Genomic DNA, 21,142 nt, shown 5'->3' on the forward strand with positions numbered 1-21,142 from the left:
CGTGCCGATCGCCATGGAAGAGAAGCTGCGCTTCGCCATCCGTGAAGGCGGCCGCACCGTCGGTGCCGGCATCGTCGTCACCATCAAAGAGTAATTTGGACTTAAACCGATCTGTCGCGGGCGCTGCCCGCGCCGCGCCAGAACAAGGAAGTGACGCATGAACGGACAGAATATCCGCATCCGCCTGAAGGCGTTTGATCACCGGGTGCTCGACGCCTCGACACGGGAAATCGTGTCGACCGCCAAGCGCACCGGCGCCAACGTCCGCGGCCCCATTCCGCTGCCGACGCGGATCGAAAAGTTCACGGTCAACCGGTCGCCTCACGTCGACAAGAAGAGCCGCGAGCAGTTCGAGATGCGCACGCACAAGCGTCTGCTCGACATCGTCGACCCGACCCCGCAGACGGTCGATGCTTTGATGAAGCTCGACCTGGCCGCCGGTGTCGACGTCGAGATCAAGCTCTAAGGAACCAGAGGTCAGCGGGGCGACCCGGAACTCTGAAGGAACAAGAGGCGTGGAGGGGCGACAGCCCCGACAGGGAACTCTAAAGGAATTGAACCGATGCGTTCAGGTGTGATTGCAAAGAAGGTGGGAATGACCCGCATCTACAACGATGCCGGGGAACATGTTCCCGTCACTGTTCTCCAGATGGAGAACTGCCAGGTCGTGGCGCAGCGCACGCAGGAGAAGAACGGCTATACCGCCGTCCAGCTCGGCGTTGGCCTTGCCAAGGTGAAGAACACGTCGAAGGCGATGCGCGGCCATTTCGCGACCGCTTCCGTCGAGCCCAAGGCCAAGGTTGCCGAGTTCCGCGTCTCCGCCGACAACATGATCGATGTCGGCGCCGAGATCACCGTCGAGCATTTCGTCGTCGGCCAGAAGGTCGATGTGACGGGAACCACGATCGGCAAGGGCTTCCAGGGCGTCATCAAGCGGCACCACATGGGTGGCGGCCGCGCGACGCACGGCAATTCGGTGTCGCACCGTACACACGGCTCGACCGGCCAGCGCCAGGATCCGGGCAAGGTGTTCAAGGGCAAGCATATGGCCGGCCACATGGGTGACACCCGCGTCACCACGCAGAATGTCGAGGTCGTCTCGACCGACGCCGATCGCGGCCTGATCCTGATCCGCGGTGCGGTCCCGGGTTCGAAGGGTGCATGGATCCTGGTCCGCGACGCGGCCAAGGTAGCGCTTCCGGCCAATGCGCCGAAGCCCGCCGCGATCCGCGCCGTTGCAACCGATGGTGCCGCCAAGAACGAGGCCCAGGCCACAGAGGGAGCGGAATAATGGACCTCAAGATTACAACGCTTGGCGGCAAGGACGCCGGCAAGCTGAAGCTCTCCGAAGAGATTTTCGGCCTTGATCCGCGCGAGGACATCCTGCAGCGCGTCGTGCGCTGGCAGCTTGCCAAGAAGCAGCAGGGCACGCACAAGGCCAAGGGCCGCGCGGAAATCGCGCGCACCGGCGCCAAGATGTACAAGCAGAAGGGTACCGGCCGCGCCCGTCACCATTCGGCTCGCGCTCCGCAGTTCCGCGGCGGCGGCAAGGCCCACGGCCCGGTCGTGCGCAGCCACGAGCACGATCTGCCGAAGAAGGTACGTGCGCTCGGTCTCAAGCATGCGCTTTCGGCCAAGGCCAAGAGCGCGTCGATCATCATCATCGACGAGCTGAAGCTGACCGAGGCCAAGACCAAGGCACTGATCGCGAATTTCGCGACGCTGGGCCTGAGCAACGCCCTGGTGATCGGCGGCGCCGAGCTTGACAAGAATTTCAAGCTGGCGGCGACCAATATCCCGAACATCGACGTGCTGCCCATCCAGGGCATCAACGTCTACGACATTCTGCGCCGCGGCACGCTGGTCCTTTCCAAGGCCGCCGTCGAGGCTCTCGAGGAGCGCTTCAAATGACCGACCTTCGTCACTACGACGTGATCGTCTCGCCGGCGATCACCGAAAAGTCGACCATGGCTTCCGAGCAGAACCAGGTCGTCTTCAATGTCGCCAAGAAGGCGTCGAAGCCGGAAATCAAGGCCGCCGTCGAAGCGCTGTTCGGCGTCAAGGTGATGGCCGTGAACACGCTCGTCCGCAAGGGCAAGATCAAGCGCTTCCGCGGCACGATCGGCCGCCAGAGCGACGTCAAGAAGGCGGTTGTGACGCTGGCCGACGGCCAGTCGATCGACGTCGCGACGGGTCTCTGAGCAAGGTCGCGAGGACAGAACAATGGCACTGAAAAAATTCAACCCGGTAACGCCGAGCACCCGTCAGCTGGTCATCGTCGACCGCTCGGGCCTCTACAAGGGCAAGCCCGTCAAGGGCCTGACTGAAGGCTTGACCAAGTCGGGCGGCCGCAACAATTACGGCCGCATCACGGCCCGCTTCATCGGCGGCGGTCACAAGCGCACCTACCGTATCATCGACTTCAAGCGCCGCAAGTTCGACGTCGTCGGCACGGTCGAGCGTATCGAGTACGATCCGAACCGCACCGCCTTCATCGCGCTGATCAAGTATGACGATGGCGAGCTGTCCTACATCATCGCCCCGCAGCGTCTGGCTCCCGGCGACAAGATCGTGGCCGGTGAATCGGTCGACGTAAAGCCGGGCAACGCGATGCCGCTGGCCTCGATGCCGGTTGGCACGATCGTCCACAATATCGAGCTGAAGCCCGGCAAGGGCGCTCAGGTCGCCCGTTCGGCCGGTGGTTATGGCCAGCTCGTCGGTCGCGACCAGGGCATGGCGATCCTGCGCCTCAACTCGGGCGAGCAGCGTGTCGTCCACGGCTCCTGCATGGCCACCGTCGGTGCCGTGTCCAACCCGGACCACGGCAACATCAATGACGGCAAGGCAGGCCGCACCGTGTGGCGCGGCAAACGTCCGCACAATCGCGGCGTGACCATGAACCCGGTCGACCATCCACATGGCGGCGGCGAAGGCCGCACCTCGGGTGGCCGCCATCCGGTTTCGCCCTGGGGCAAGCCGACCAAGGGCAAGAAGACGCGGTCCAACAAGGCGACCGACAAGTTCATCCTGCGCTCGCGCCATCAGCGCAAGAGCTAAGAAGAGGTAACGCCAAGTGACTCGTTCGATTTGGAAAGGCCCCTTTATCGACGGCTACCTTCTGAAGAAGGTGGACAAGGTTCGTGAAGGTGGTCGCAATGAGGTGATCAAGATGTGGAGCCGCCGCTCCACCATCCTGCCGCAGTTCGTCGGCTTCACCTTCGGTGTCTACAACGGCCAGAAGCACGTTCCCGTCTCGGTGAACGAGGACATGGTCGGTCACAAGTTCGGTGAATTCGCTCCGACCCGGACCTATTACGGTCACGGCGCGGATAAGAAGGCGAAGAGGAAATAATCATGGGCAAGGCCAAAGCTCCGCGCAGGCTTGCTGACAACGAAGCGCGCGCCGTGTTGCGCACGATCCGTATCAGCCCGCAGAAGCTGAACCTGGTTGCCGCGCTGATCCGCGGCAAGAAGGTCGCGACAGCGCTTTCCGACCTCGAATTCTCGGCCAAGCGGATTTCCGGCACGGTCAAGAAGACGCTGGAATCGGCGATCGCCAACGCGGAAAACAACCACGACCTCGACGTCGATGCGCTGATTGTGGCGGAAGCCTATGTCGGCAAGTCGATCGTCATGAAGCGGTTCCATGCCCGCGGCCGTGGTCGCGCCAGCCGTATCGAGAAGCCGTTCTCGCACCTCACGATCGTCGTTCGTGAAGTCGAAGAAAAAGGGGAGGCCGCATAATGGGCCAGAAAGTCAATCCGATCGGTCTGCGTCTCGGTATCAACCGCACCTGGGATTCGCGCTGGTTCGCCAACACCGGCGAGTACGGCAAGCTGCTGCACGAGGACATCAAGATCCGCAAATATCTTGAGAAGGAACTCAAGCAGGCTGCAATCTCGAAGGTCGTGATCGAGCGTCCGCACAAGAAGTGCCGCGTCACCATCCATGCGGCGCGTCCGGGCCTGATCATCGGCAAGAAGGGCGCCGACATCGAGAAGCTTCGCAAGAAGCTGATGGAGATGACCAAGTCCGAGACGCATCTGAACATCGTCGAGGTGCGCAAGCCGGAGATCGACGCGACCCTGGTCGCCCAGTCGATCGCCCAGCAGCTCGAGCGCCGCATCGCGTTCCGCCGCGCCATGAAGCGCGCCGTGCAGTCAGCGATGCGCCTCGGCGCAGAAGGCATCCGCATCAACTGCGCCGGCCGTCTCGGCGGCGCCGAGATTGCGCGCATGGAATGGTATCGCGAGGGCCGCGTGCCGCTGCATACGCTGCGCGCCGACGTCGACTACGGCACGGCTGAGGCGAATACGGCCTACGGTATCTGCGGCGTCAAGGTCTGGGTGTTCAAGGGCGAGATCCTCGAGCACGACCCGATGGCTTCGGAACGCCGCGCCACCGAGGGCGATCATGCGCATGGCGGTGGTGGTGAGCGCGAACGCGGTCGCCGTCGCGAAAACGCGTAAGACATTTAGGAATTTGGAGTTAGAACGATGCTGCAGCCAAAGCGCACAAAGTTCCGCAAGCAGTTCAAGGGCCGCATCCACGGTACCGCCAAGGGCGGCACCAACCTGGATTTCGGTGGTTTCGGGCTGAAGGCGCTTGAGCCGAACCGCGTCACCGCACGTGAGATCGAGGCGGCCCGCCGCGCGATCACCCGCGAGATGAAGCGCGCCGGCCGCGTGTGGATCCGTATCTTCCCGGACGTGCCGGTGACGTCGAAGCCGACCGAAGTCCGCATGGGTAAGGGCAAGGGCGCGGTCGACTACTGGGCGGCACGCGTCAAGCCGGGCCGCATCATGTTCGAGATCGACGGCGTCAACGAGGAAACCGCCCGTGAGGCGCTGCGTCTCGGCGCGGCCAAGCTCTCGGTCAGGACGCGCTTCGTACAGCGCATCGCAGAATAAGGACGGGCTGATCATGAAAGCCGAAGACATCCGGACCAAGACCCAGGACCAGCTGACCGACGACCTGGCCAGCCTGAAGAAGGAGCAGTTCAACCTGCGCTTCCAGAAGGCCACCGGCCAGCTTGAGAAGACCGCGCGCGTGAGGCAGGTCCGCAAGGACATTGCGCGTATCAAGACCATCGCTGCGGAAAAGTCCGCGGCCAAGAAGGCTTAAGGACGAAAACCATGCCAAAGCGCATTCTGCAGGGCACCGTCGTCAGCGACAAGAACGAGAAGACGGTTGTCGTCAAGGTCGAACGGCGCTTCACGCATCCCGTGATGAAGAAGACCGTGCGCATGACCAAGAAGTACAAGGCGCACGACGAGAACAACGCCCACAAGGTCGGCGATCAGGTGTTCATCCAGGAATCGAAGCCGATTTCCAAGGACAAGCGCTGGGTCGTGGTGTCTTCGGACCAGGCCTGATCAGGGCCAACGAAACGAATTTTGGACAGACCGGGGAGGGGTGAGAAACCCGTCCCGTTAGAAAAGAAGAAGGCGGCCAGTCATGATTCAGATGCAAACAAACCTCGACGTCGCGGATAATTCCGGCGCCCGTCGTGTCATGTGCATCAAGGTGCTGGGCGGCTCGAAGCGGAAATACGCTTCCGTGGGCGACATCATCGTGGTGTCGATCAAGGAAGCCATCCCGCGCGGCCGCGTCAAGAAGGGCGATGTGATGAAGGCGGTCGTGGTTCGCACGGCCAAGGACATCCGCCGCCCGGACGGCAGCGTGATCCGTTTCGACAAGAACGCAGCCGTTCTCGTCGACAACAAGAAAGAGCCGATCGGCACGCGTATCTTCGGACCGGTTCCGCGCGAACTCCGCGCCAAGAACCACATGAAGATCATCTCGCTCGCGCCTGAAGTGCTGTAAGGAGCCGGACCAATGCAAAAGATTAGAAAAGGCGACAAGGTCGTCGTGCTGGCCGGCAAGGACAAGGGCCGTTCGGGCGAAGTCCTTTCGGTGCAGCCGAAGGACGACACCGCGCTGGTGCGCGGCGTCAACCTGATCCGTCGTCACCAGAAGCAGTCCCAGTCCCAAGAGGGCGGGATCATCACCAAGGAAGCGCCGATCCAGCTGTCGAACATCGCGCTGGCCGACCCCAAGGATGGCAAGCCGACCCGCGTCGGCTTCATCTTCCAGAAGGACGGCAAGAAGGTGCGCGTCGCCAAGCGCTCGGGAGAAGTCATCAATGGCTAAGGCTCAAACCAAGCAGGCAACTGCCCAGAACACGCCGCGCCTCAAGCAGGTCTACAACGAGACCATCCGCAAGGCGCTGCAGGAGCAGTTCGGCTACGAGAACGAGATGCAGGTTCCGCGCATCGACAAGATCGTGCTGAACATGGGCGTCGGCGAGGCGACCGGCGATTCGAAGAAGCCTTCGATCGCGGCGGAAGACCTTGCAATGATCGCCGGCCAGAAGGCCGTTGTCACCCGCGCCCGCAACTCGATCGCCGGCTTCAAGGTCCGCGAGAAGATGCCGATCGGCGCCAAGGTCACGCTGCGCAAGGAACGCATGTACGAGTTCCTCGACCGCCTCGTGAACATCGCACTGCCGCGCGTCCGCGACTTCCGCGGACTTAATCCGAAGAGCTTCGATGGCCGTGGCAACTATGCTATGGGCATCAAGGAACACATCGTGTTTCCGGAGATCAACTACGACAAGGTTGATCAGATCTGGGGCATGGACGTCATCGTTTGTACGACTGCGAAGACGGACGACGAAGCCAGGGCATTGCTCAAGGCCTTCAACTTCCCCTTCCGCCAGTAACGGCAGCGAGAAAAGGAAAAATCTGAAATGGCAAAGACCAGCTCAGTCGAGAAGAATAACAGGCGCCGCAAGCTTGCGGACCAGTTCGCTGCCAAGCGCAAGGTGCTCAAGGCGATCATCATGGATCAGTCCAAGCCGATGGAAGAGCGCTTCCGCGCCCAGCTGAAGCTTTCGGCGCTGCCGCGCAACTCGGCCAAGACCCGCATCCGCAACCGCTGCGAAGTCACCGGACGCCCGCGTGCCTATTATCGCAAGCTCAAAGTATCGCGTATCGCGCTTCGTGATCTCGGCAATAACGGCCAGATCCCGGGCCTGGTCAAGTCGAGCTGGTAAGGAGGACATAACATGTCATTGAGCGATCCTCTCGGCGATATGCTGACCCGCATCCGCAACGCGTATGGCCGTAAGAAGTCGAGAGTTTCGACGCCGGCCTCGCGGCTGCGCACCCGCGTCCTCGACGTGCTGAAGGCCGAAGGCTATATCCGCGACTACAGCCAGACCGACTTCGACAACGGCAAGTCCGAAATCGAGATCGAGCTGAAGTATTTCGACGGTGCGCCGGTGGTGCGCGAAATCGCCCGGGTCTCGAAGCCCGGCCGCCGCGTCTACGTTTCGGCCAAGTCGATACCGCACGTCGCCAACGGCCTCGGCATCGCCATCCTTTCGACGCCGAAGGGCGTGATGGCCGACCACGAAGCGCGCGAACAGAATGTCGGCGGGGAAATCCTCTGCCAGATCTTCTGATCTGGTATGTGACCCGGTTGGAAACAGGTTTTCGGGATCAAGTCCCGAAAGCCGAGACCTGAAACAAGAGAAGTGACGAGGACAACAAAATGTCTCGTATTGGAAAGAAACCCGTTTCGCTGCCGCAAGGCGTGACCGCGACCGTCAACGGCCAGACCGTGACGGCGAAGGGTCCGAAGGGCGAGCTGAAGTTCGTGGTGAACGACGAAGTGCTGGTCAAGATGGAAGGCAGCGAGATCGCTGTCCAGCCGCGCGACCAGACCAAGACCGCCCGCTCCAAATGGGGCATGTCGCGCACGCAGATCGTCAACATCCTGCAGGGCGTCAAGGACGGCTTCGAAAAGAAGCTCGAGATCACCGGCGTCGGCTATCGTGCCGCCATGCAGGGCAAGAACCTGCAGCTGGCGCTAGGCTTCAGCCACGACGTTGTTTACGAGACGCCGCAAGGCGTGACGATTTCGGTGCCGAAGCCGACGGAAATCACGGTGACCGGCATCGACAAGCAGCAGGTCGGCCAGGTTGCCGCCGAAATCCGCGAGTATCGCAGCCCCGAGCCCTACAAGGGCAAGGGCGTCCGCTATGCTGGCGAGAAGATCGTCCGCAAGGAAGGCAAGAAGAAGTAATTTTAACGCCGCGGGGAGCGGTCGCGGGAGGCTTGTCCTGCCGCATATGGTTGCCCCCGTTTTTTGAAGGCAAGGAACTGATATCATGGGCTCGAAAGAATCCACCCAACGCCGCGCTCAGCGCGTCCGCCGCCAGATCAAGAAGGTTGCCGGCGATCGTCCGCGCCTGTCGGTCCATCGCACGTCGAAGAACATCTACGTCCAGGTGATCGACGACGCCAAGGGCCACACCATCGCTGCTGCCTCGACGCTCGAGAAGGAGCTCAAGGGTTCGCTCAAGACGGGCGCCGACACCGCGGCCGCAGCTGCCATCGGCAAGCTGATCGCCGAGCGTGCCTCGAAGGCCGGCGTCAAGGAAGTCGTCTTCGACCGCGGCGCCTACATCTACCACGGCCGCGTCAAGGCGCTGGCCGAGGCTGCCCGTGAAGGTGGTCTGAGCTTCTAAAAACGAAATTCGCCCCCGGCGACCCACAGAGGTGCCGGATATCATCATCAACCGTGCTTCCGGAAAAAAACAAGGAACAGGATATGGCACAGGAACGTAGGGATGGCGGCCGCGGCCGTGATCGCGAAGAGCGCGACGACGGCATGGTCGACAAGCTCGTCCACATCAACCGTGTCGCCAAGGTCGTCAAGGGCGGCCGGCGCTTCGGCTTTGCGGCACTCGTCGTCGTCGGCGACCAGAAGGGCCGCGTCGGCTTCGGCCACGGCAAGGCGCGCGAAGTGCCGGAAGCGATCCGCAAGGCGACCGAATCGGCCAAGCGCGACATGATCTTCGTGCCGCTGCGCTCGGGCCGCACGCTGCACCATGACGTCGAGGGACGTTGGGGCGCGGGACGTGTTCTGCTGCGCGCCGCTAAGCAAGGTACCGGCATCATTGCCGGCGGCCCGATGCGCGCCGTTTTCGAGACGCTCGGCATGCATGACGTGGTCGCCAAGTCGATGGGTTCTTCGAACCCCTACAACATGGTTCGCGCCACTTTCGACGCGCTGAAGAGCCAGATGCATCCGAAGGATGTGGCTGCCGCGCGCGGCATCAAGTATTCGACCCTTCAGGCCCGCCGCGGCACCGCCGTTGCGGCTGAAGAATAGTCGACGCTGACCAGGGATCTGACCATGGCCAAGAAAGCAACCAAGACCATCACCGTCGAGCAGATCGGTTCGCCGATCCGCCGGCCGAAGGAGCAGCGCGCAACGCTGGTCGGCCTCGGCCTCAACAAGATGCACAAGCAGCGCACGCTGGAGGATACGCCCTCGGTGCGCGGCATGATCGCTGCCGTCCAGCATCTCGTCCGCGTCGTGGACGAGGGCTGAGCCAAAGCGCAGGAGAACCCAGATGAAACTCAACGATCTGCGTGACAAGGACGGCGCGACGCACTCCAAGAAGCGTCTTGGCCGTGGCATCGGTTCCGGTTCGGGCAAGACCGCCGGTCGCGGCGTCAAGGGCCAGAAGGCGCGCTCCGGCGTCGCCGTCAACGGCTTCGAGGGTGGCCAGATGCCGCTCTACCGTCGTCTGCCGAAGCGCGGCTTCAACAATATCTTCGCCAAGAGCTTCACCGTCGTGTCGCTGGCCCGCATCCAGGCGGCGCTCGATGCCAAGAAGCTCGACGCTAAGACAGTTGTGACGGCCGAGGCGCTGGTTGCGGCCGGCGTCATCCGTCGCGTCAAGGACGGCGTGCGCATCCTTTCGGACGGCGACATCAAGGCCAAGCTTGCCTTCGACGTGGCCGGAGCCTCCAAGGCCGCGATCGAGAAGATCGAAAAGGCCGGCGGTTCGGTGAAGCTGCCTGAGAAGGCAGCCGCCGAGTAACGGCAATTTGAAGCACGTTCGGCAAAGGTGGAATTCGGTTTTGCCTGCGGTCGTGCTTTGATCCGACAGATGTGGCGGCCGCATCAACGCGGCCGCTTGCATGTTTGCAGTCCGGAGCTTATCTCGTGAGCTTCGGTGACACGCGCCGCCTGAGCTGCGGGCATCGAGCGTGACCAAGCGGAGAATCAGGCATGGCTTCGGCTGCTGAACAACTAGCCTCGAATCTGAATTTTTCGGCCTTCGCCAAAGCCGAGGATCTGAAGAAGCGCATCTGGTTCACCATCGGCGCGCTGCTCGTCTACCGCCTTGGCACCTATATCCCGCTGCCCGGCATCAATCCCGACGCTTTCGCCCAGGCCTTCTCGTCGCAGAGCAAGGGCGTGCTCGGCATGTTCAACATGTTCGCCGGCGGCGCGGTGCAGCGCATGGCGATCTTTGCCCTCGGCATCATGCCCTATATCTCCGCCTCCATCATCATGCAGCTGATGACCTCGGTCATTCCGTCGCTGGAAGCGCTGAAAAAGGAAGGCGAGCAGGGCCGCAAGATCATCAACCAGTATACGCGCTACGGCACCGTGCTTCTGGCGCTGGTTCAGGCCTACGGCATTTCGGTCGGGCTTGAGGGCGGCAACGGCATCGTCAACGATCCCGGCATGTTCTTCCGCATCTCTACCGTCGTCACGCTGGTCGGCGGCACCATGTTCCTGATGTGGCTTGGCGAGCAGATCACCGCTCGCGGCATCGGCAACGGCATTTCGCTGATCATCTTCTCCGGCATTGTCGCCGGCTTGCCGCGCGCCATCTCCGGCACGCTGGAGCTTGGCCGCACCGGCGCCCTGTCGACCGGCCTGATCCTGGCAATCATCGTGCTGGCCGTCATTGTCATCGCGCTGATCGTCTTCTTCGAGCGCGCCCAGCGCCGCCTGCTGATCCAGTATCCCAAGCGCCAGGTCGGCAATCGCATGTTCCAGGGCGATACCTCGCATCTGCCGCTTAAGCTCAACACCTCCGGCGTCATTCCGCCGATCTTCGCCTCGTCGCTGCTGCTGCTTCCGGCAACGGTTGCCGGCTTCTCGCAGACGACCAACATGCCTGCCTGGGCCAGCACCATCCTAGCGTCGCTCGGCCACGGCCAGCCGCTCTATATGGCCTTCTACGCGGCGATGATCGTGTTCTTCGCCTTCTTCTATACGGCGATCGTCTTCAATCCGAAGGACACCGCCGACCAGCTCAAGAAGCATTCGGGCTTCATCCCGGGCTATCGTCCGGGCGAGCGCACTGCGGATTATATCGACTATGTGCTCACCCGCATCACCGTCGTCGGCGCCATCTATCTGGTGCTGGTGTGTCTGCTGCCTGAGTTCCTGATTTCAGCGACTGGCGTACCGTTCTACCTTGGTGGCACTTCGCTCCTGATCGTGGTCAGTGTAACGCTCGATACGGTGGCGCAGATTCAGGGTCACCTGATCGCGCACCAGTATGAGGGCCTGATCAAGAAGTCGAAGCTGCGCGGGGGGAAAAAGGCCAGATGAGGTTGATATTGCTTGGACCGCCGGGGGCGGGCAAGGGGACACAAGCACTAAGATTGGTAGAACGACACGGCATCCCACAGCTTTCCACGGGGGACATGCTGCGCGCTGCTGTTCAGGCCGGCACCGAAGTCGGCAAGCGCGCCAAGGCGGTGATGGACGCTGGCGAACTGGTGTCTGACGCTATCGTCAACGCCATCGTGGCTGAGCGTATCGATCAAGCTGATTGCGCAAACGGCTTCATCCTTGACGGATACCCGCGAACCCTGGTGCAAGCGGACGCCGTTGAGGAAATGCTGTCGGATCGCGGACTGGAGCTCGACGCGGTCATCGAATTTGTCGTCGACGACAAGGCGCTGGTTGGCCGAATCGTCAAGCGCGCCGAAGAAGCCAAGGCCGCAGGCTTGCCGGTGCGCAAGGACGACAGTCCAGCGGTGTTCGAAGAACGCTTGAGGGAATATTACAAGAAGACCTCGCCGCTGATCGGCTACTACTACGCCAAGGGCAAACTCAGGGGCGTCGATGGCATGGCCGACATCGATGCGGTGACGCAGCAGATCGAGGCGGTGCTCAGGGCGACAACCCGGCAGGTTGGCCAGGCGGCCGGCTAGAGAATCGAACGATTGCGCTTGACTGGAGCGGTCCGCTGGGGTATGGCGGCCCGTCTTCCTATCAGGCATGAGGCTTGCTTGTCCGCAAGGGCAAGGCAGGCCGCTTTGAACTGGAAACTCCCGCAAGGGCCGGCCTCCACCGGACGCGGGGCAACTTGAAGCGCCGGCTCGTCCGGCCTATATGGAGAAGAGAAGAACATGGCTCGTATAGCCGGCGTCAACATTCCGACCAACAAGCGCGTCGTCATTGCGCTTCAATACATTCACGGCATTGGCAAGAAGTTCGCCCAGGAGATCGTCGACAAGGTCGGCATCCCGGCCGAGCGCCGCGTCAACCAGCTGACCGACGCGGAAGTGCTGCAGATTCGCGAGACCATCGACCGCGACTACCAGGTCGAGGGCGATCTGCGCCGCGAAGTGTCGATGAACATCAAGCGGCTCATGGACCTCGGCTGCTACCGCGGCCTGCGTCACCGCCGCTCGCTGCCGGTTCGTGGTCAGCGCACGCACACCAATGCGCGCACCCGCAAGGGCCCAGCCAAGTCGATTGCCGGAAAGAAGAAGTAATTTAGGGCAGTAAGGGAGTAGGGCAGTAAGGCAATAGGAACGGCAGACATACTGCCCTACTGCCATATTCCCCCTACTGCCTTCTCCCTGGTGGAGCCGCTGGCATTACGGCGGTGTAGAGATCAACTGAAAGGACTGTCATGGCCAAGGAAGCCGCTCGTGTTCGCCGTCGCGAACGCAAGAACATCTCGTCGGGCGTTGCCCACGTCAATTCGACCTTCAACAACACGATGATCACCATCACCGACGCGCAGGGCAATTCCATTGCCTGGTCGTCGGCCGGAGCCCAGGGCTTCAAGGGATCGCGCAAGTCGACCCCTTTCGCAGCCCAGATGGCCGCCGAGGATGTTGCCAAGAAGGCACAGGAACACGGCATGCGCATGCTCGAGGTCGAGGTCTGTGGACCCGGCTCCGGTCGTGAATCGGCGCTTCGCGCGCTGCAGGCAGCCGGCTTCACCATCACCTCGATCCGTGATGTGACGCCGATCCCGCACAATGGCTGCCGCCCGCGCAAGAAGCGCCGCGTCTAAAGAATTTACCGAACGCCGCGCGAGCGCCTCAAGGGCGCTCCTCCACGGCATTCCAGGTCGCCCGCCACGATTGGATGGTGGCGGGACAACGGAAGGAAAGCACTATGATCCAGAAAAATTGGCAAGAACTGATCAAGCCGAACAAGATCGAGTTCTCGTCGAAGAAGAAGACGCTGACCACGCTGGTCGCCGAGCCGCTCGAGCGCGGCTTCGGCCTCACCCTCGGCAACGCGCTGCGCCGCGTGCTTCTGTCTTCGCTGCGTGGGGCGGCTGTGACCGCCGTGCAGATCGACGGCGTTCTGCATGAATTCTCGTCCATCGCCGGCGTGCGCGAGGACGTGACCGACATCGTCTTGAACATCAAGGAAATCGCCATCCGCATGGAAGGCGACGGCCCCAAGCGCATGGTCGTACGCAAGCAGGGACCGGGCGCGGTTCTCGCCGGCGACATCCAGACGGTCGGCGACGTCGAGATCCTCAATCCCGACCACGTCATCTGCACGCTGGACGAAGGCGCTGAAATCCGCATGGAATTCACCGTCGACACCGGCAAGGGTTACGTGCCGGCCGACCGCAACCGCGCCGAAGACGCGCCGATCGGGCTGATCCCGGTCGACAGCCTGTATTCGCCGGTCAAGAAGGTCTCCTACAAGGTCGAGAACACCCGCGAGGGCCAGGTTCTCGACTATGACAAGCTGACCATGACCATCGAGACCGACGGTTCGATCTCGGGCGAGGACGCGGTGGCCTTCGCCGCTCGCATCCTGCAGGACCAGCTCGGCCTGTTCGTCAATTTCGACGAGCCGCAGAAGGAAGTCGCGGCCGAACAGGTTACCGAGCTTGCCTTCAACCCGGCGCTGCTCAAGAAGGTCGACGAGCTCGAGCTCTCGGTGCGTTCGGCCAACTGCCTGAAGAACGATAACATCGTCTATATCGGCGACCTGATCCAGAAGACCGAAGCCGAGATGCTGCGCACCCCGAACTTCGGCCGCAAGTCGCTGAACGAGATCAAGGAAGTTTTGGCGGCGATGGGCCTGCATCTCGGCATGGAAGTGCCGGACTGGCCGCCGGAAAACATCGAAGACCTCGCCAAGCGTTACGAAGATCAATACTGAGGCTCAGGCCTCTTGAACCCGCAATGAAGGAGAAGAGCCATGCGCCACGGATTTAAAGGCCGCCGGTTCGCCCGCAGCATAAGCCATCGCAAGTCGATGTTTGCCAACCTTGCCGTGTCGCTAATCGAGCACGAGCAGATCCTCACCACGCTGCCGAAGGCGAAGGATCTGCGTCCGATCGTCGAGAAGCTGGTGACGCTCGGCAAGCGCGGCGACCTGCATGCCCGCCGGCAGGTGATTGCCCAGATCGGCAATGAAGGCGTCGTCAAGCGCCTGTTCGATACCATCGCGCCACGTTATGCCACCCGCAACGGCGGCTATCTGCGCATCATGAAGGCGGGCTTCCGCCACGGTGACAATGCCGCAATGGCGGTCATCGAATTCGTCGACCGCGACACCTCGGCCAAGGGCGCCGGCGACCGCGCCCGCATTGAGGCCGAAGGCACCGAAGAGGAAGCCGCAGCTGCATAAGCTTCGGTTGTTCTGAGAAGTTCAAAGGGGCCTGCGGGCCCCTTTTTCTGTTTCCGAAGGCGCCGGGGAGGGCTGGTAGGGGTTTTGTCACCGGTTTTTGCGGCGACTACCCAAAATAATCGGATTTCAGCGGCTTAGCCTTTCATTTTGCACAATCGTCAGGACAATGGCGCCCGACTTGGAGGATTCGGAATGCGCGTTAAACGGCTGTCCCTTGTTCTGATCTGCGCCTTGATGGCGTTGGCCATCGTCCCGGCGGCCAGGCACGCGCTGGCGGAGGAGACCAAGCCAGATCCTGGTCTGTCCGACGTGCTGACCGATCTGCTGCATGGCGTCGAAGGTGAAAACGCCACTTCCGGCCCCGACAAGCGCGTGCCGTTCGGCCGCGAGGAGGTGCAGCTGTCCTTCGCGCCGCTGGTCAAGCAGACTGCGCCGGCTGTGGTCAATGTCTACGCCTCGCAAACCGCCAAGGTGACGTCGCCCTTCGACGGCGATCCGTTCTTCGAGGAGTTCTTCGGCCGCTCGCAGCCGCGCGCGCAGTCTTCGCTCGGTTCGGGGGTGCTGGTCGACCCGACCGGTATCGTGGTCACCAATTTCCACGTCGTCAAGGACGCTGACCAGGTCAAGGTCGCGACCGCCGACGGGCGCGAATTCGACAGCAAGGTTCTGCTCAAGGACGAGACACTCGATCTCGCCGTGCTCAAGATTTCTTCTGACAAGCCGTTCCCAGTGATCGTTATCGGCGATTCCGACGCGCTCGAGGTCGGCGACCTGGTGCTGGCGATCGGCAATCCGTTCGGGGTCGGCCAGACCACCACCAGCGGCATCATTTCGGCGGTGGCGCGCAGCCATATCGGCGTCTCCGATTCCAGCTTCTTCATCCAGACCGACGCCGCCATCAATCCCGGCAATTCCGGTGGGGCGCTGGTCAACATGGGAGGGCAGCTGATCGGCATCAACACGGCGATCTATAGCCGTAGCGGCGGCTCGATCGGCATCGGCTTTGCCATCCCTTCGAACATGGTCCGCGCTTTCGCCGATGCGGCCAAGGCCGGGCTCGACTTCTTCGAGCGGCCGTATGCAGGTGCCGAGTTCGAGGCGGTGACGCCGCAGATTGCCGAATCGCTCGGCATTGACAAACCGACCGGTGCGCTGGTTTCTTCGGTCGAAGAGGCGGGACCCGCGGCCAAGGCAGGGCTCAAGCCTGGCGACGTGGTGCTGTCGCTCAACGGCAAGCCGGTCGAGAGCGTCGGGGCGCTGGACTACCGCATGGCAACGCTGTCGATTGGTACGAATGCCAGCTTCGGCGTTCTGAGCAAGGGTCAGCAGGCGACGATGGATATCGCGCTGGAACGGCCGCCTGAGGGCGCCAAGGCTGCGGAACTCACATTGCGCGGGCGTAGCCCGTTTTCGGGTGCCAAAGTCGCTGAACTGTCGCCAAGGCTTGCCCAACGGCTCGGTCTGCGCACCGATGTTAAAGGCGTCACCGTGGTCGACATCAACCGCGATTCGCCCGCTGCCGATTTTGGCTTCCAGCCAGGCGACATCGTGCGTGAGGTCAATGGCCTGACGATCGACAAGGCGGCGACCCTGGAACAGGTCGCCCAGCAGGATACGCGTTGGTGGCGCTTTACGGTCGAGCGCGGCGGGCAGATACTGCGCCAGGTGTTGCGTTACTGAGCCCGACCGTCAGCATGATCGGGCTCCAGGCAGAAGAAGTTGCATGGCCGATCTGTTCAGTGTCGATGAACCGGAAAAGACGCCGCCCGGCAGGCCGCTGGCCGACCGTCTGCGCCCGAAGAACCTCGGCGAGGTCGTCGGCCAGGAGCATCTGACCGGACCCGACGGCGCGCTGACGCGGCTGATCGGCTCCGGCTCGCTCGGCTCGATGATCTTCTGGGGCCCGCCCGGCACCGGCAAGACCACGGTCGCACGGCTGCTTGCCGGCGAGACAAGCCTCGCCTTCGAACAGATCTCGGCGGTGTTTTCCGGCGTTGCCGACCTGAAGAAGGTGTTCGAGGCAGCGAAGCTGCGCCGCTCCAACGGCCGCCAGACACTGCTGTTCGTCGACGAGATCCATCGCTTCAACCGCGCCCAGCAGGACAGTTTTCTGCCCGTGATGGAAGACGGCACCGTCGTGCTGGTCGGCGCCACCACCGAGAACCCGTCTTTCGAGCTTAACGCCGCGCTATTGTCGCGCGCACGCGTCCTGGTCTTTCACTCGCTCGGCGAGGACAGCATCGCCAAGCTGCTGGCGCGGGCCGAGGAGGCAGAGGGCAGGGCGCTGCCGCTCGATGACGAGGCGCGGGCGATGCTCATCCGCATGAGCGACGGCGACGGCCGCGCGGCGCTGACGCTCGCCGAAGAGGTCTGGCGCGCAGCGAAATCAAAGGAGGTGTTCGGCGCCGAGGCCCTGCAGCGCATCGTCCAGCGCCGCGCGCCGATCTACGACAAGGGCCAGGACGGCCATTACAATTTGATCTCCGCCTTGCACAAATCGGTGCGCGGCTCCGACCCCGACGCGGCACTCTACTATCTCGCCCGCATGTTCGACGCCGGCGAGGACCCGCTTTATCTCGGGCGCCGGTTGGTGCGCATGGCGATGGAGGATATTGGGCTGGCCGACCCGCAGGCACTCGTCGTCGCCAACGCCGCCAAGGACGCGTACGACTATCTGGGCTCGCCCGAGGGCGAACTGGCCTTCGCCGAGGCTACCGTCTATCTCGCCACCGCGCCGAAATCCAATGCAGTCTATACCGCGTTCAAGGCCGCCACACAGGCGGCGAAGGAATTCGGTTCGCTGCTGCCGCCCAAGCACATTCTCAATGCGCCGACCAAGCTGATGAAACAGGAAGATTACGGCGCCGGCTATCGCTACGACCACGACGAGCCCGACGCTTTTTCCGGCCAGGACTATTTTCCGGAGAAGATGGGAAGGCAGACATTCTACGACCCGCCCGAGCGCGGCTTCGAGCGCGATATCAGGAAGCGGCTGGATTATTGGGCGAAGCTGCGCAGCGAGCGGGAAAAGTAGTTGCCAGTCGCACACTGGTGTGATCGCCGTTGTCTGGTGGGATAAAAAACCCTATCAAGATGCGCCTTCGGCCGGCGGACAGGCCAGAAACGTACCGACGATATTTCAGAACGGAATCGCGCCTGCGCGTGGAAAAATGACAAAAAAAACTCGCAAGACCCTTCGGAAGTTCGCCATAGCGATCCCGCTGCTGGCGCTCGGCTTCTATTTCATTCCCATTCTGACGACGATTTTCATCGTCCTCGGCCTGATCGACGTGTTGCGCAACGACAACAAGAATTGGGCGCTGTTCAGTGGTTATTTTCTGGGCAACGGCATCTTCACCTGGCTGCTTTCGCCCTTCAATCTGCTGGTGGACCTGCTGTGCTATAGAAACCGCGGTGTCTGGAAATTGGACCAGTTTCCTCCGGACTATCAACGCGAGGTCAACGAGGTCCTGGACGTATTCAAGGCGCGCAAGGACGAGATCATCGCCGATATCGACGCCAATTTCGGCAGCGGCCGGCGCGGCATGTATGTCTATCAGTGGTATGGCAAGCACAAAATAGACAACGTTGCCGAATTCAACAAGGATTTCAAATACATCAAGACGATTGCCGTCTCTGTGTTCAGCGGCAGGGAATCGACTTCCTGGCACTTTGGCCCGCTCCGGCTCAGCCTGCGCATTCTCTACAACCTCATCCCGGTGAAATCGGAAGTGTTCGTCCAGTGTGGCAACGCCAAGAATTACTGGCACGAAAACCCGCTGTTCATCTTCGACGACACGCTGCTGCATCGCTCGGTCAACGAGTATGACGGGCGCCGCTATTGCGTGTTCATGGACATTATCCGGCCATCGCCATTCCCCGGCCTGATCGCCGCTCTTCTCGCTATCGTTTCGGTCAGCGTCGAGCGCATCAATGCCATGTTCTACAAGAACTGGAAGATGATCGGCTCCAGCAAGCCGAAGAAGGCCGGAGCCGCCTGACACCGTGGTGTGACCGGCGCGAGGAAGCACGATGTATCATCTGTTGCTTGTCTGCCTTGGTGGCGCGATCGGTGCAATGGCCCGCTTCTTCCTATCCGGCTTCGTCGCCCGCCGGGTCGGCGAGACCTTTCCCTGGGGCACGATGGTGGTCAACGTCTCGGGAGCGTTTGCAATCGGTGTCGTTGCGCATGCGGTGGCGCGCGACGGCACGCCCGCCATCTGGGCCTTTACCGTCACCGGCGGCCTCGGCTGCTACACCACGGTCTCTTCCTTCAGCCTGCAGACGCTGGCGCTGGCGCGCGACGGCGAATGGCTGCGCGCCGGCGGCAATGTGCTGCTTTCGGTTTTCCTGAGCCTCGGCGGCGTGACGCTGGGCTTTGCAGCGGGAAGTCTTCTGACTGGCAGCGGCGCGCCGTGAGCGGCCCGCGGAAGCTCCGCCACGACGGGACGGACACTGCCGCGGCAGGGCATGCGGCGCGCCTCATTGGCCGTCGCAGAACCAACGAAACGGTTCGGCTCTATGCGACCGTGGCCGCAGGCAGCATGATCGGCGGTGTGCTGCGGGCGCTTGCCTCATCGACGAGCACTGCCCTGTGGGGCACCGGATTCCCTTTCGGCACGCTCCTCGTGAACATTGTCGGCTCATTCCTCATCGGCTTCTACGCGACATTGACGGGACCGGATGGACGCGTCTTCGCCGGTCCGCTGCAGCGCCAGTTCTTCATGGCCGGCTTCTGCGGCGGCCTGACGACCTTCTCCGCTTTCAGCCTTGAAACACTCACCCTCGCGCAAGGTGGGAAGCTTGTCGCGGCGGGACTCAATATCGCGATCTCCGTGGTGGCGTGGCTCGTCGCCGTCTGGCTTGGCCACATCTTTGCAGTGCGCCTCAACCGGCTGAAAGGGTCCAGGCAATGAAGATACCAACACAGGCGCAATTGCTGCGCATATTTATCGGCGAAAACGACAAGGCAGATGGCCGTCCGCTGTATGAGGTCATCGTGCTGAGGGCTCGCGAAATGCAAATCGCCGGCGCGACCGTCCTGCGCGGCGCGATGGGGTTCGGCCATTCCAGCCGGCTTCACACCGCGAAGATCCTCCGCCTGTCGGAGGATCTGCCCCTCGTCATCGAGATCGTCGATGACGAGGAAAAATTGGCCGCTTTCCTGCCCGTGCTTGAAACACTCATGACAAGTGGTTTGATTACGCTGGAGAAAGTTCAGGTTCTGCAATATGGAACCGACAACGAATAACCGAGTGAGATTGCGGGTGCCGGCGAATGCCGTTGCATGTTCGCAAAACGGCGATTGGAATCATGGCAGGCGTTGAACAGATCACAGTGGACGCCGGCGAGGCGGGCATGCGGCTCGACCGCTGGTTCAAGACCCATTTCCCCGGTCTCGGCTTCGGTCACCTGCAGAAGCTGCTGCGTTCCGGCCAGATCCGCGTCGACGGCGGCAGGGTGAAGGCCGATACACGCGTCGAAGCCGGCCAGACGGTCCGAGTGCCGCCGCTCGAAGTCGACAAGAAAGGCGAAAGCCCGCTCACCGGCCATTCGATCCGCAATCAGGGCGACGCCGATGTCCTGGCCAAGATGCTGATCCATGAGGACCCGAAGGTCTTCGTCTTCAACAAGCCGGCCGGCCTGGCGGTCCAGGGCGGCTCTGGAGTCACCCGCAATGTCGACGACATGCTGGAAGCCTGGCGCAACCAGAAGGGCGAGAAGCCGCGCCTGGTGCACCGGCTCGACCGCGACACATCGGGTGTGCTGGTTGTCGCCCGTACAAGGCTCGCCGCCATGAAGCTCGCCGAAGCGTTCCGGGCGCGTGAGACGAAGAAAACCTACTGGGCGCTGGTCAAGGGCGTGCCGCCGAAGCGCGAGGACAAGATCTCGACCTGGCTGATCAAGGAACCGACGCCCGACGGCGATCGTGTGCGCATCGCCAAGCATGGCGAAAAGGGCGCCGATCACGCCGTGTCCTATTACCGCATCGTCGAGCAGGCGGCGCAGACCCTGTCCTGGCTGGAGATGGAACCCTATACCGGGCGCACCCACCAGCTTCGCGTCCATGCCGCCCATATCGGTTGCCCGATCATCGGCGACCCCAAATATTTCGAAGCCGACACCAATTGGGATTTTCCAGGCGGCATGCAGAACCGCCTGCATCTGCACGCGCGCCGCATCGTCATCCCGCATCCCGACAAGGGTTTTGTCGACGTCACCGCACCGATGCCGCCGCATATGCGCCAGAGCTGGAACCTGCTCGGCTTTGACGAGCAGAGTGCCGAGGACTAGCGCTGGTGGGCGTCGCCACAGAAACCCTCGACCGCCGTGACGCGGTCGATCTGGCGGCAGCCGCCATCATGGTCGGGCTGACCTTTTCCTGGGGCCTCAACTACGTCGCTGCCAAGATCTCGTA

Annotated in this window: 35 protein-coding genes and 1 pseudogene; all 36 read left to right on the forward strand. The window is 62.2% G+C overall.

Features of this window, described 5'->3' with window-relative positions; genetic code table 11:
* Positions 1-94, forward strand: a 94-nt coding sequence (locus NKJ40_RS29990) for an EF-Tu C-terminal domain-related protein (RefSeq protein WP_476738618.1), incomplete at its 5' end; no start/stop codon positions are given.
* A gap of 63 nt (positions 95-157) precedes the next feature.
* Complete coding sequence (rpsJ, locus tag NKJ40_RS29995; RefSeq protein WP_006205468.1) at positions 158-466, forward strand: 30S ribosomal protein S10; 309 nt, start codon at positions 158-160, stop codon at positions 464-466.
* Positions 467-562: 96 nt separating this feature from the next.
* Positions 563-1,291 (forward strand): 50S ribosomal protein L3, encoded by a 729-nt coding sequence (gene rplC, locus NKJ40_RS30000; RefSeq protein ID WP_352469149.1) that lies wholly within the window; start codon positions 563-565, stop codon positions 1,289-1,291.
* Positions 1,291-1,911 carry a 50S ribosomal protein L4 gene (gene rplD / locus NKJ40_RS30005; RefSeq protein WP_023675140.1) on the forward strand — a complete coding sequence of 207 codons (621 nt, stop codon included), beginning with the start codon at positions 1,291-1,293 and terminating at the stop codon, positions 1,909-1,911. Before rplC ends, rplD begins: the two co-directional genes overlap by 1 nt.
* On the forward strand, positions 1,908-2,201 hold the full coding sequence (locus tag NKJ40_RS30010) for a 50S ribosomal protein L23 (RefSeq protein WP_006205465.1): 294 nt from the start codon (positions 1,908-1,910) through the stop codon (positions 2,199-2,201). Before rplD ends, NKJ40_RS30010 begins: the two co-directional genes overlap by 4 nt.
* 22 nt (positions 2,202-2,223) lie before the next feature.
* Positions 2,224-3,057: a 50S ribosomal protein L2 gene (gene rplB, locus NKJ40_RS30015; protein WP_023675138.1), complete on the forward strand. Its 834-nt coding sequence runs from the start codon at positions 2,224-2,226 to the stop codon at positions 3,055-3,057.
* 16 nt (positions 3,058-3,073) lie between these two features.
* A complete protein-coding gene (rpsS, locus tag NKJ40_RS30020) occupies positions 3,074-3,352 on the forward strand; it encodes a 30S ribosomal protein S19 (protein ID WP_006205463.1) in 279 nt (92 codons plus the stop codon).
* A gap of 2 nt (positions 3,353-3,354) precedes the next feature.
* Positions 3,355-3,744: a 50S ribosomal protein L22 gene (gene rplV / locus NKJ40_RS30025; RefSeq protein WP_006205462.1), complete on the forward strand. Its 390-nt coding sequence runs from the start codon at positions 3,355-3,357 to the stop codon at positions 3,742-3,744.
* A complete protein-coding gene (gene rpsC, locus NKJ40_RS30030) occupies positions 3,744-4,469 on the forward strand; it encodes a 30S ribosomal protein S3 (protein WP_023675137.1) in 726 nt (241 codons plus the stop codon). The genes rplV and rpsC overlap by 1 nt, the downstream gene beginning before the upstream one ends.
* A 27-nt stretch (positions 4,470-4,496) precedes the next feature.
* Positions 4,497-4,910, forward strand: a complete 414-nt coding sequence (rplP, locus tag NKJ40_RS30035; protein WP_006205460.1) for a 50S ribosomal protein L16 — start codon at positions 4,497-4,499, stop codon at positions 4,908-4,910.
* 13 nt (positions 4,911-4,923) lie between these two features.
* The gene (rpmC, locus tag NKJ40_RS30040) at positions 4,924-5,124 is read left to right on the forward strand and encodes a 50S ribosomal protein L29 (protein ID WP_006205459.1); all 201 of its coding nucleotides are present in this window, start codon (positions 4,924-4,926) and stop codon (positions 5,122-5,124) included.
* Positions 5,125-5,135: 11 nt separating this feature from the next.
* Positions 5,136-5,375 carry a 30S ribosomal protein S17 gene (gene rpsQ / locus NKJ40_RS30045; RefSeq protein ID WP_023675136.1) on the forward strand — a complete coding sequence of 80 codons (240 nt, stop codon included), beginning with the start codon at positions 5,136-5,138 and terminating at the stop codon, positions 5,373-5,375.
* An 82-nt stretch (positions 5,376-5,457) separates the two neighbouring features.
* On the forward strand, positions 5,458-5,826 hold the full coding sequence (gene rplN, locus NKJ40_RS30050) for a 50S ribosomal protein L14 (protein WP_006205457.1): 369 nt from the start codon (positions 5,458-5,460) through the stop codon (positions 5,824-5,826).
* Between the two features lie 12 nt (positions 5,827-5,838).
* Positions 5,839-6,153 carry a 50S ribosomal protein L24 gene (rplX, locus tag NKJ40_RS30055; RefSeq protein ID WP_254817150.1) on the forward strand — a complete coding sequence of 105 codons (315 nt, stop codon included), beginning with the start codon at positions 5,839-5,841 and terminating at the stop codon, positions 6,151-6,153.
* Complete coding sequence (gene rplE, locus NKJ40_RS30060; protein ID WP_008875670.1) at positions 6,146-6,724, forward strand: 50S ribosomal protein L5; 579 nt, start codon at positions 6,146-6,148, stop codon at positions 6,722-6,724. The genes rplX and rplE overlap by 8 nt, the downstream gene beginning before the upstream one ends.
* A 27-nt stretch (positions 6,725-6,751) precedes the next feature.
* A complete protein-coding gene (gene rpsN, locus NKJ40_RS30065) occupies positions 6,752-7,057 on the forward strand; it encodes a 30S ribosomal protein S14 (protein WP_023675134.1) in 306 nt (101 codons plus the stop codon).
* Between the two features lie 12 nt (positions 7,058-7,069).
* Positions 7,070-7,468: a 30S ribosomal protein S8 gene (gene rpsH, locus NKJ40_RS30070; protein ID WP_352469150.1), complete on the forward strand. Its 399-nt coding sequence runs from the start codon at positions 7,070-7,072 to the stop codon at positions 7,466-7,468.
* Positions 7,469-7,557: 89 nt separating this feature from the next.
* Positions 7,558-8,091, forward strand: coding sequence for a 50S ribosomal protein L6 (gene rplF, locus NKJ40_RS30075; RefSeq protein WP_023675133.1), 534 nt, complete (start codon positions 7,558-7,560; stop codon positions 8,089-8,091).
* Positions 8,092-8,176: 85 nt separating this feature from the next.
* Entirely contained in the window at positions 8,177-8,536 is a 360-nt protein-coding gene (gene rplR / locus NKJ40_RS30080) for a 50S ribosomal protein L18 (RefSeq protein WP_023675132.1), read from the forward strand.
* Between the two features lie 83 nt (positions 8,537-8,619).
* The gene (rpsE, locus tag NKJ40_RS30085) at positions 8,620-9,183 is read left to right on the forward strand and encodes a 30S ribosomal protein S5 (protein ID WP_006333394.1); all 564 of its coding nucleotides are present in this window, start codon (positions 8,620-8,622) and stop codon (positions 9,181-9,183) included.
* Positions 9,184-9,207: 24 nt separating this feature from the next.
* Complete coding sequence (gene rpmD, locus NKJ40_RS30090) at positions 9,208-9,405, forward strand: 50S ribosomal protein L30 (RefSeq protein WP_006205449.1); 198 nt, start codon at positions 9,208-9,210, stop codon at positions 9,403-9,405.
* Positions 9,406-9,427: 22 nt separating this feature from the next.
* Positions 9,428-9,901: a 50S ribosomal protein L15 gene (rplO, locus tag NKJ40_RS30095; RefSeq protein WP_292660428.1), complete on the forward strand. Its 474-nt coding sequence runs from the start codon at positions 9,428-9,430 to the stop codon at positions 9,899-9,901.
* Positions 9,902-10,092: 191 nt separating this feature from the next.
* Positions 10,093-11,433 carry a preprotein translocase subunit SecY gene (secY, locus tag NKJ40_RS30100; RefSeq protein WP_352469151.1) on the forward strand — a complete coding sequence of 447 codons (1,341 nt, stop codon included), beginning with the start codon at positions 10,093-10,095 and terminating at the stop codon, positions 11,431-11,433.
* The gene (locus NKJ40_RS30105; protein ID WP_352469152.1) at positions 11,430-12,041 is read left to right on the forward strand and encodes an adenylate kinase; all 612 of its coding nucleotides are present in this window, start codon (positions 11,430-11,432) and stop codon (positions 12,039-12,041) included. The genes secY and NKJ40_RS30105 overlap by 4 nt, the downstream gene beginning before the upstream one ends.
* Positions 12,042-12,239: 198 nt before the next feature.
* Positions 12,240-12,608, forward strand: a complete 369-nt coding sequence (gene rpsM / locus NKJ40_RS30110) for a 30S ribosomal protein S13 (RefSeq protein WP_006205445.1) — start codon at positions 12,240-12,242, stop codon at positions 12,606-12,608.
* Positions 12,609-12,748: 140 nt separating this feature from the next.
* A complete protein-coding gene (gene rpsK / locus NKJ40_RS30115; RefSeq protein WP_006205444.1) occupies positions 12,749-13,138 on the forward strand; it encodes a 30S ribosomal protein S11 in 390 nt (129 codons plus the stop codon).
* Between the two features lie 104 nt (positions 13,139-13,242).
* Complete coding sequence (locus NKJ40_RS30120) at positions 13,243-14,253, forward strand: DNA-directed RNA polymerase subunit alpha (protein WP_023675128.1); 1,011 nt, start codon at positions 13,243-13,245, stop codon at positions 14,251-14,253.
* Between the two features lie 39 nt (positions 14,254-14,292).
* A complete protein-coding gene (gene rplQ, locus NKJ40_RS30125; protein ID WP_023675127.1) occupies positions 14,293-14,724 on the forward strand; it encodes a 50S ribosomal protein L17 in 432 nt (143 codons plus the stop codon).
* Positions 14,725-14,916: 192 nt separating this feature from the next.
* Positions 14,917-16,404, forward strand: coding sequence for a DegQ family serine endoprotease (locus NKJ40_RS30130; RefSeq protein WP_352469153.1), 1,488 nt, complete (start codon positions 14,917-14,919; stop codon positions 16,402-16,404).
* Positions 16,405-16,447: 43 nt separating this feature from the next.
* Positions 16,448-17,758 carry a replication-associated recombination protein A gene (locus NKJ40_RS30135; protein WP_352469154.1) on the forward strand — a complete coding sequence of 437 codons (1,311 nt, stop codon included), beginning with the start codon at positions 16,448-16,450 and terminating at the stop codon, positions 17,756-17,758.
* A gap of 136 nt (positions 17,759-17,894) precedes the next feature.
* Positions 17,895-18,725, forward strand: coding sequence for an aspartyl/asparaginyl beta-hydroxylase domain-containing protein (locus NKJ40_RS30140; RefSeq protein WP_352469155.1), 831 nt, complete (start codon positions 17,895-17,897; stop codon positions 18,723-18,725).
* Positions 18,726-18,756: 31 nt separating this feature from the next.
* Positions 18,757-19,143 (forward strand): fluoride efflux transporter CrcB, encoded by a 387-nt coding sequence (gene crcB / locus NKJ40_RS30145; RefSeq protein ID WP_352469156.1) that lies wholly within the window; start codon positions 18,757-18,759, stop codon positions 19,141-19,143.
* Positions 19,144-19,268: 125 nt separating this feature from the next.
* Complete coding sequence (gene crcB / locus NKJ40_RS30150) at positions 19,269-19,640, forward strand: fluoride efflux transporter CrcB (protein ID WP_352469159.1); 372 nt, start codon at positions 19,269-19,271, stop codon at positions 19,638-19,640.
* Positions 19,637-19,975 carry a DUF190 domain-containing protein gene (locus tag NKJ40_RS30155; protein WP_352469157.1) on the forward strand — a complete coding sequence of 113 codons (339 nt, stop codon included), beginning with the start codon at positions 19,637-19,639 and terminating at the stop codon, positions 19,973-19,975. Before crcB (NKJ40_RS30150) ends, NKJ40_RS30155 begins: the two co-directional genes overlap by 4 nt.
* Before the next feature lie 62 nt (positions 19,976-20,037).
* The gene (locus tag NKJ40_RS30160) at positions 20,038-21,018 is read left to right on the forward strand and encodes an RluA family pseudouridine synthase (protein ID WP_352469158.1); all 981 of its coding nucleotides are present in this window, start codon (positions 20,038-20,040) and stop codon (positions 21,016-21,018) included.
* A 5-nt stretch (positions 21,019-21,023) separates the two neighbouring features.
* A pseudogene (locus tag NKJ40_RS30165) lies at positions 21,024-21,142 on the forward strand (EamA/RhaT family transporter); the annotation flags it as partial.

This window comes from Mesorhizobium sp. M0119, from assembly GCF_040322615.1.
Lineage (GTDB): Bacteria > Pseudomonadota > Alphaproteobacteria > Rhizobiales > Rhizobiaceae > Mesorhizobium.

Coding starts and splice junctions, on each gene's coding strand:
- NKJ40_RS30105 (WP_352469152.1), top strand. CDS start 11,430: ATGAGGTTGATATTGCTTGGACCGCCGGGGGCGGGCAAGGGGACACAA.
- rpsH (WP_352469150.1), top strand. CDS start 7,070: ATGTCATTGAGCGATCCTCTCGGCGATATGCTGACCCGCATCCGCAAC.
- rpsK (WP_006205444.1), top strand. CDS start 12,749: ATGGCCAAGGAAGCCGCTCGTGTTCGCCGTCGCGAACGCAAGAACATC.
- rplF (WP_023675133.1), top strand. CDS start 7,558: ATGTCTCGTATTGGAAAGAAACCCGTTTCGCTGCCGCAAGGCGTGACC.
- NKJ40_RS30130 (WP_352469153.1), top strand. CDS start 14,917: ATGCGCGTTAAACGGCTGTCCCTTGTTCTGATCTGCGCCTTGATGGCG.
- rpsN (WP_023675134.1), top strand. CDS start 6,752: ATGGCAAAGACCAGCTCAGTCGAGAAGAATAACAGGCGCCGCAAGCTT.
- rpmD (WP_006205449.1), top strand. CDS start 9,208: ATGGCCAAGAAAGCAACCAAGACCATCACCGTCGAGCAGATCGGTTCG.
- rpsJ (WP_006205468.1), top strand. CDS start 158: ATGAACGGACAGAATATCCGCATCCGCCTGAAGGCGTTTGATCACCGG.
- rplO (WP_292660428.1), top strand. CDS start 9,428: ATGAAACTCAACGATCTGCGTGACAAGGACGGCGCGACGCACTCCAAG.
- NKJ40_RS30155 (WP_352469157.1), top strand. CDS start 19,637: ATGAAGATACCAACACAGGCGCAATTGCTGCGCATATTTATCGGCGAA.
- NKJ40_RS30140 (WP_352469155.1), top strand. CDS start 17,895: ATGACAAAAAAAACTCGCAAGACCCTTCGGAAGTTCGCCATAGCGATC.
- rplX (WP_254817150.1), top strand. CDS start 5,839: ATGCAAAAGATTAGAAAAGGCGACAAGGTCGTCGTGCTGGCCGGCAAG.
- rpsC (WP_023675137.1), top strand. CDS start 3,744: ATGGGCCAGAAAGTCAATCCGATCGGTCTGCGTCTCGGTATCAACCGC.
- rplR (WP_023675132.1), top strand. CDS start 8,177: ATGGGCTCGAAAGAATCCACCCAACGCCGCGCTCAGCGCGTCCGCCGC.
- NKJ40_RS30135 (WP_352469154.1), top strand. CDS start 16,448: ATGGCCGATCTGTTCAGTGTCGATGAACCGGAAAAGACGCCGCCCGGC.
- rplN (WP_006205457.1), top strand. CDS start 5,458: ATGATTCAGATGCAAACAAACCTCGACGTCGCGGATAATTCCGGCGCC.
- rpmC (WP_006205459.1), top strand. CDS start 4,924: ATGAAAGCCGAAGACATCCGGACCAAGACCCAGGACCAGCTGACCGAC.
- NKJ40_RS30120 (WP_023675128.1), top strand. CDS start 13,243: ATGATCCAGAAAAATTGGCAAGAACTGATCAAGCCGAACAAGATCGAG.
- rpsQ (WP_023675136.1), top strand. CDS start 5,136: ATGCCAAAGCGCATTCTGCAGGGCACCGTCGTCAGCGACAAGAACGAG.
- crcB (WP_352469156.1), top strand. CDS start 18,757: ATGTATCATCTGTTGCTTGTCTGCCTTGGTGGCGCGATCGGTGCAATG.
- rplQ (WP_023675127.1), top strand. CDS start 14,293: ATGCGCCACGGATTTAAAGGCCGCCGGTTCGCCCGCAGCATAAGCCAT.
- NKJ40_RS30010 (WP_006205465.1), top strand. CDS start 1,908: ATGACCGACCTTCGTCACTACGACGTGATCGTCTCGCCGGCGATCACC.
- rplC (WP_352469149.1), top strand. CDS start 563: ATGCGTTCAGGTGTGATTGCAAAGAAGGTGGGAATGACCCGCATCTAC.
- rplE (WP_008875670.1), top strand. CDS start 6,146: ATGGCTAAGGCTCAAACCAAGCAGGCAACTGCCCAGAACACGCCGCGC.
- NKJ40_RS30160 (WP_352469158.1), top strand. CDS start 20,038: ATGGCAGGCGTTGAACAGATCACAGTGGACGCCGGCGAGGCGGGCATG.
- rplP (WP_006205460.1), top strand. CDS start 4,497: ATGCTGCAGCCAAAGCGCACAAAGTTCCGCAAGCAGTTCAAGGGCCGC.
- rpsE (WP_006333394.1), top strand. CDS start 8,620: ATGGCACAGGAACGTAGGGATGGCGGCCGCGGCCGTGATCGCGAAGAG.
- rpsM (WP_006205445.1), top strand. CDS start 12,240: ATGGCTCGTATAGCCGGCGTCAACATTCCGACCAACAAGCGCGTCGTC.
- rplD (WP_023675140.1), top strand. CDS start 1,291: ATGGACCTCAAGATTACAACGCTTGGCGGCAAGGACGCCGGCAAGCTG.
- crcB (WP_352469159.1), top strand. CDS start 19,269: ATGATCGGCGGTGTGCTGCGGGCGCTTGCCTCATCGACGAGCACTGCC.
- secY (WP_352469151.1), top strand. CDS start 10,093: ATGGCTTCGGCTGCTGAACAACTAGCCTCGAATCTGAATTTTTCGGCC.
- rplV (WP_006205462.1), top strand. CDS start 3,355: ATGGGCAAGGCCAAAGCTCCGCGCAGGCTTGCTGACAACGAAGCGCGC.
- rplB (WP_023675138.1), top strand. CDS start 2,224: ATGGCACTGAAAAAATTCAACCCGGTAACGCCGAGCACCCGTCAGCTG.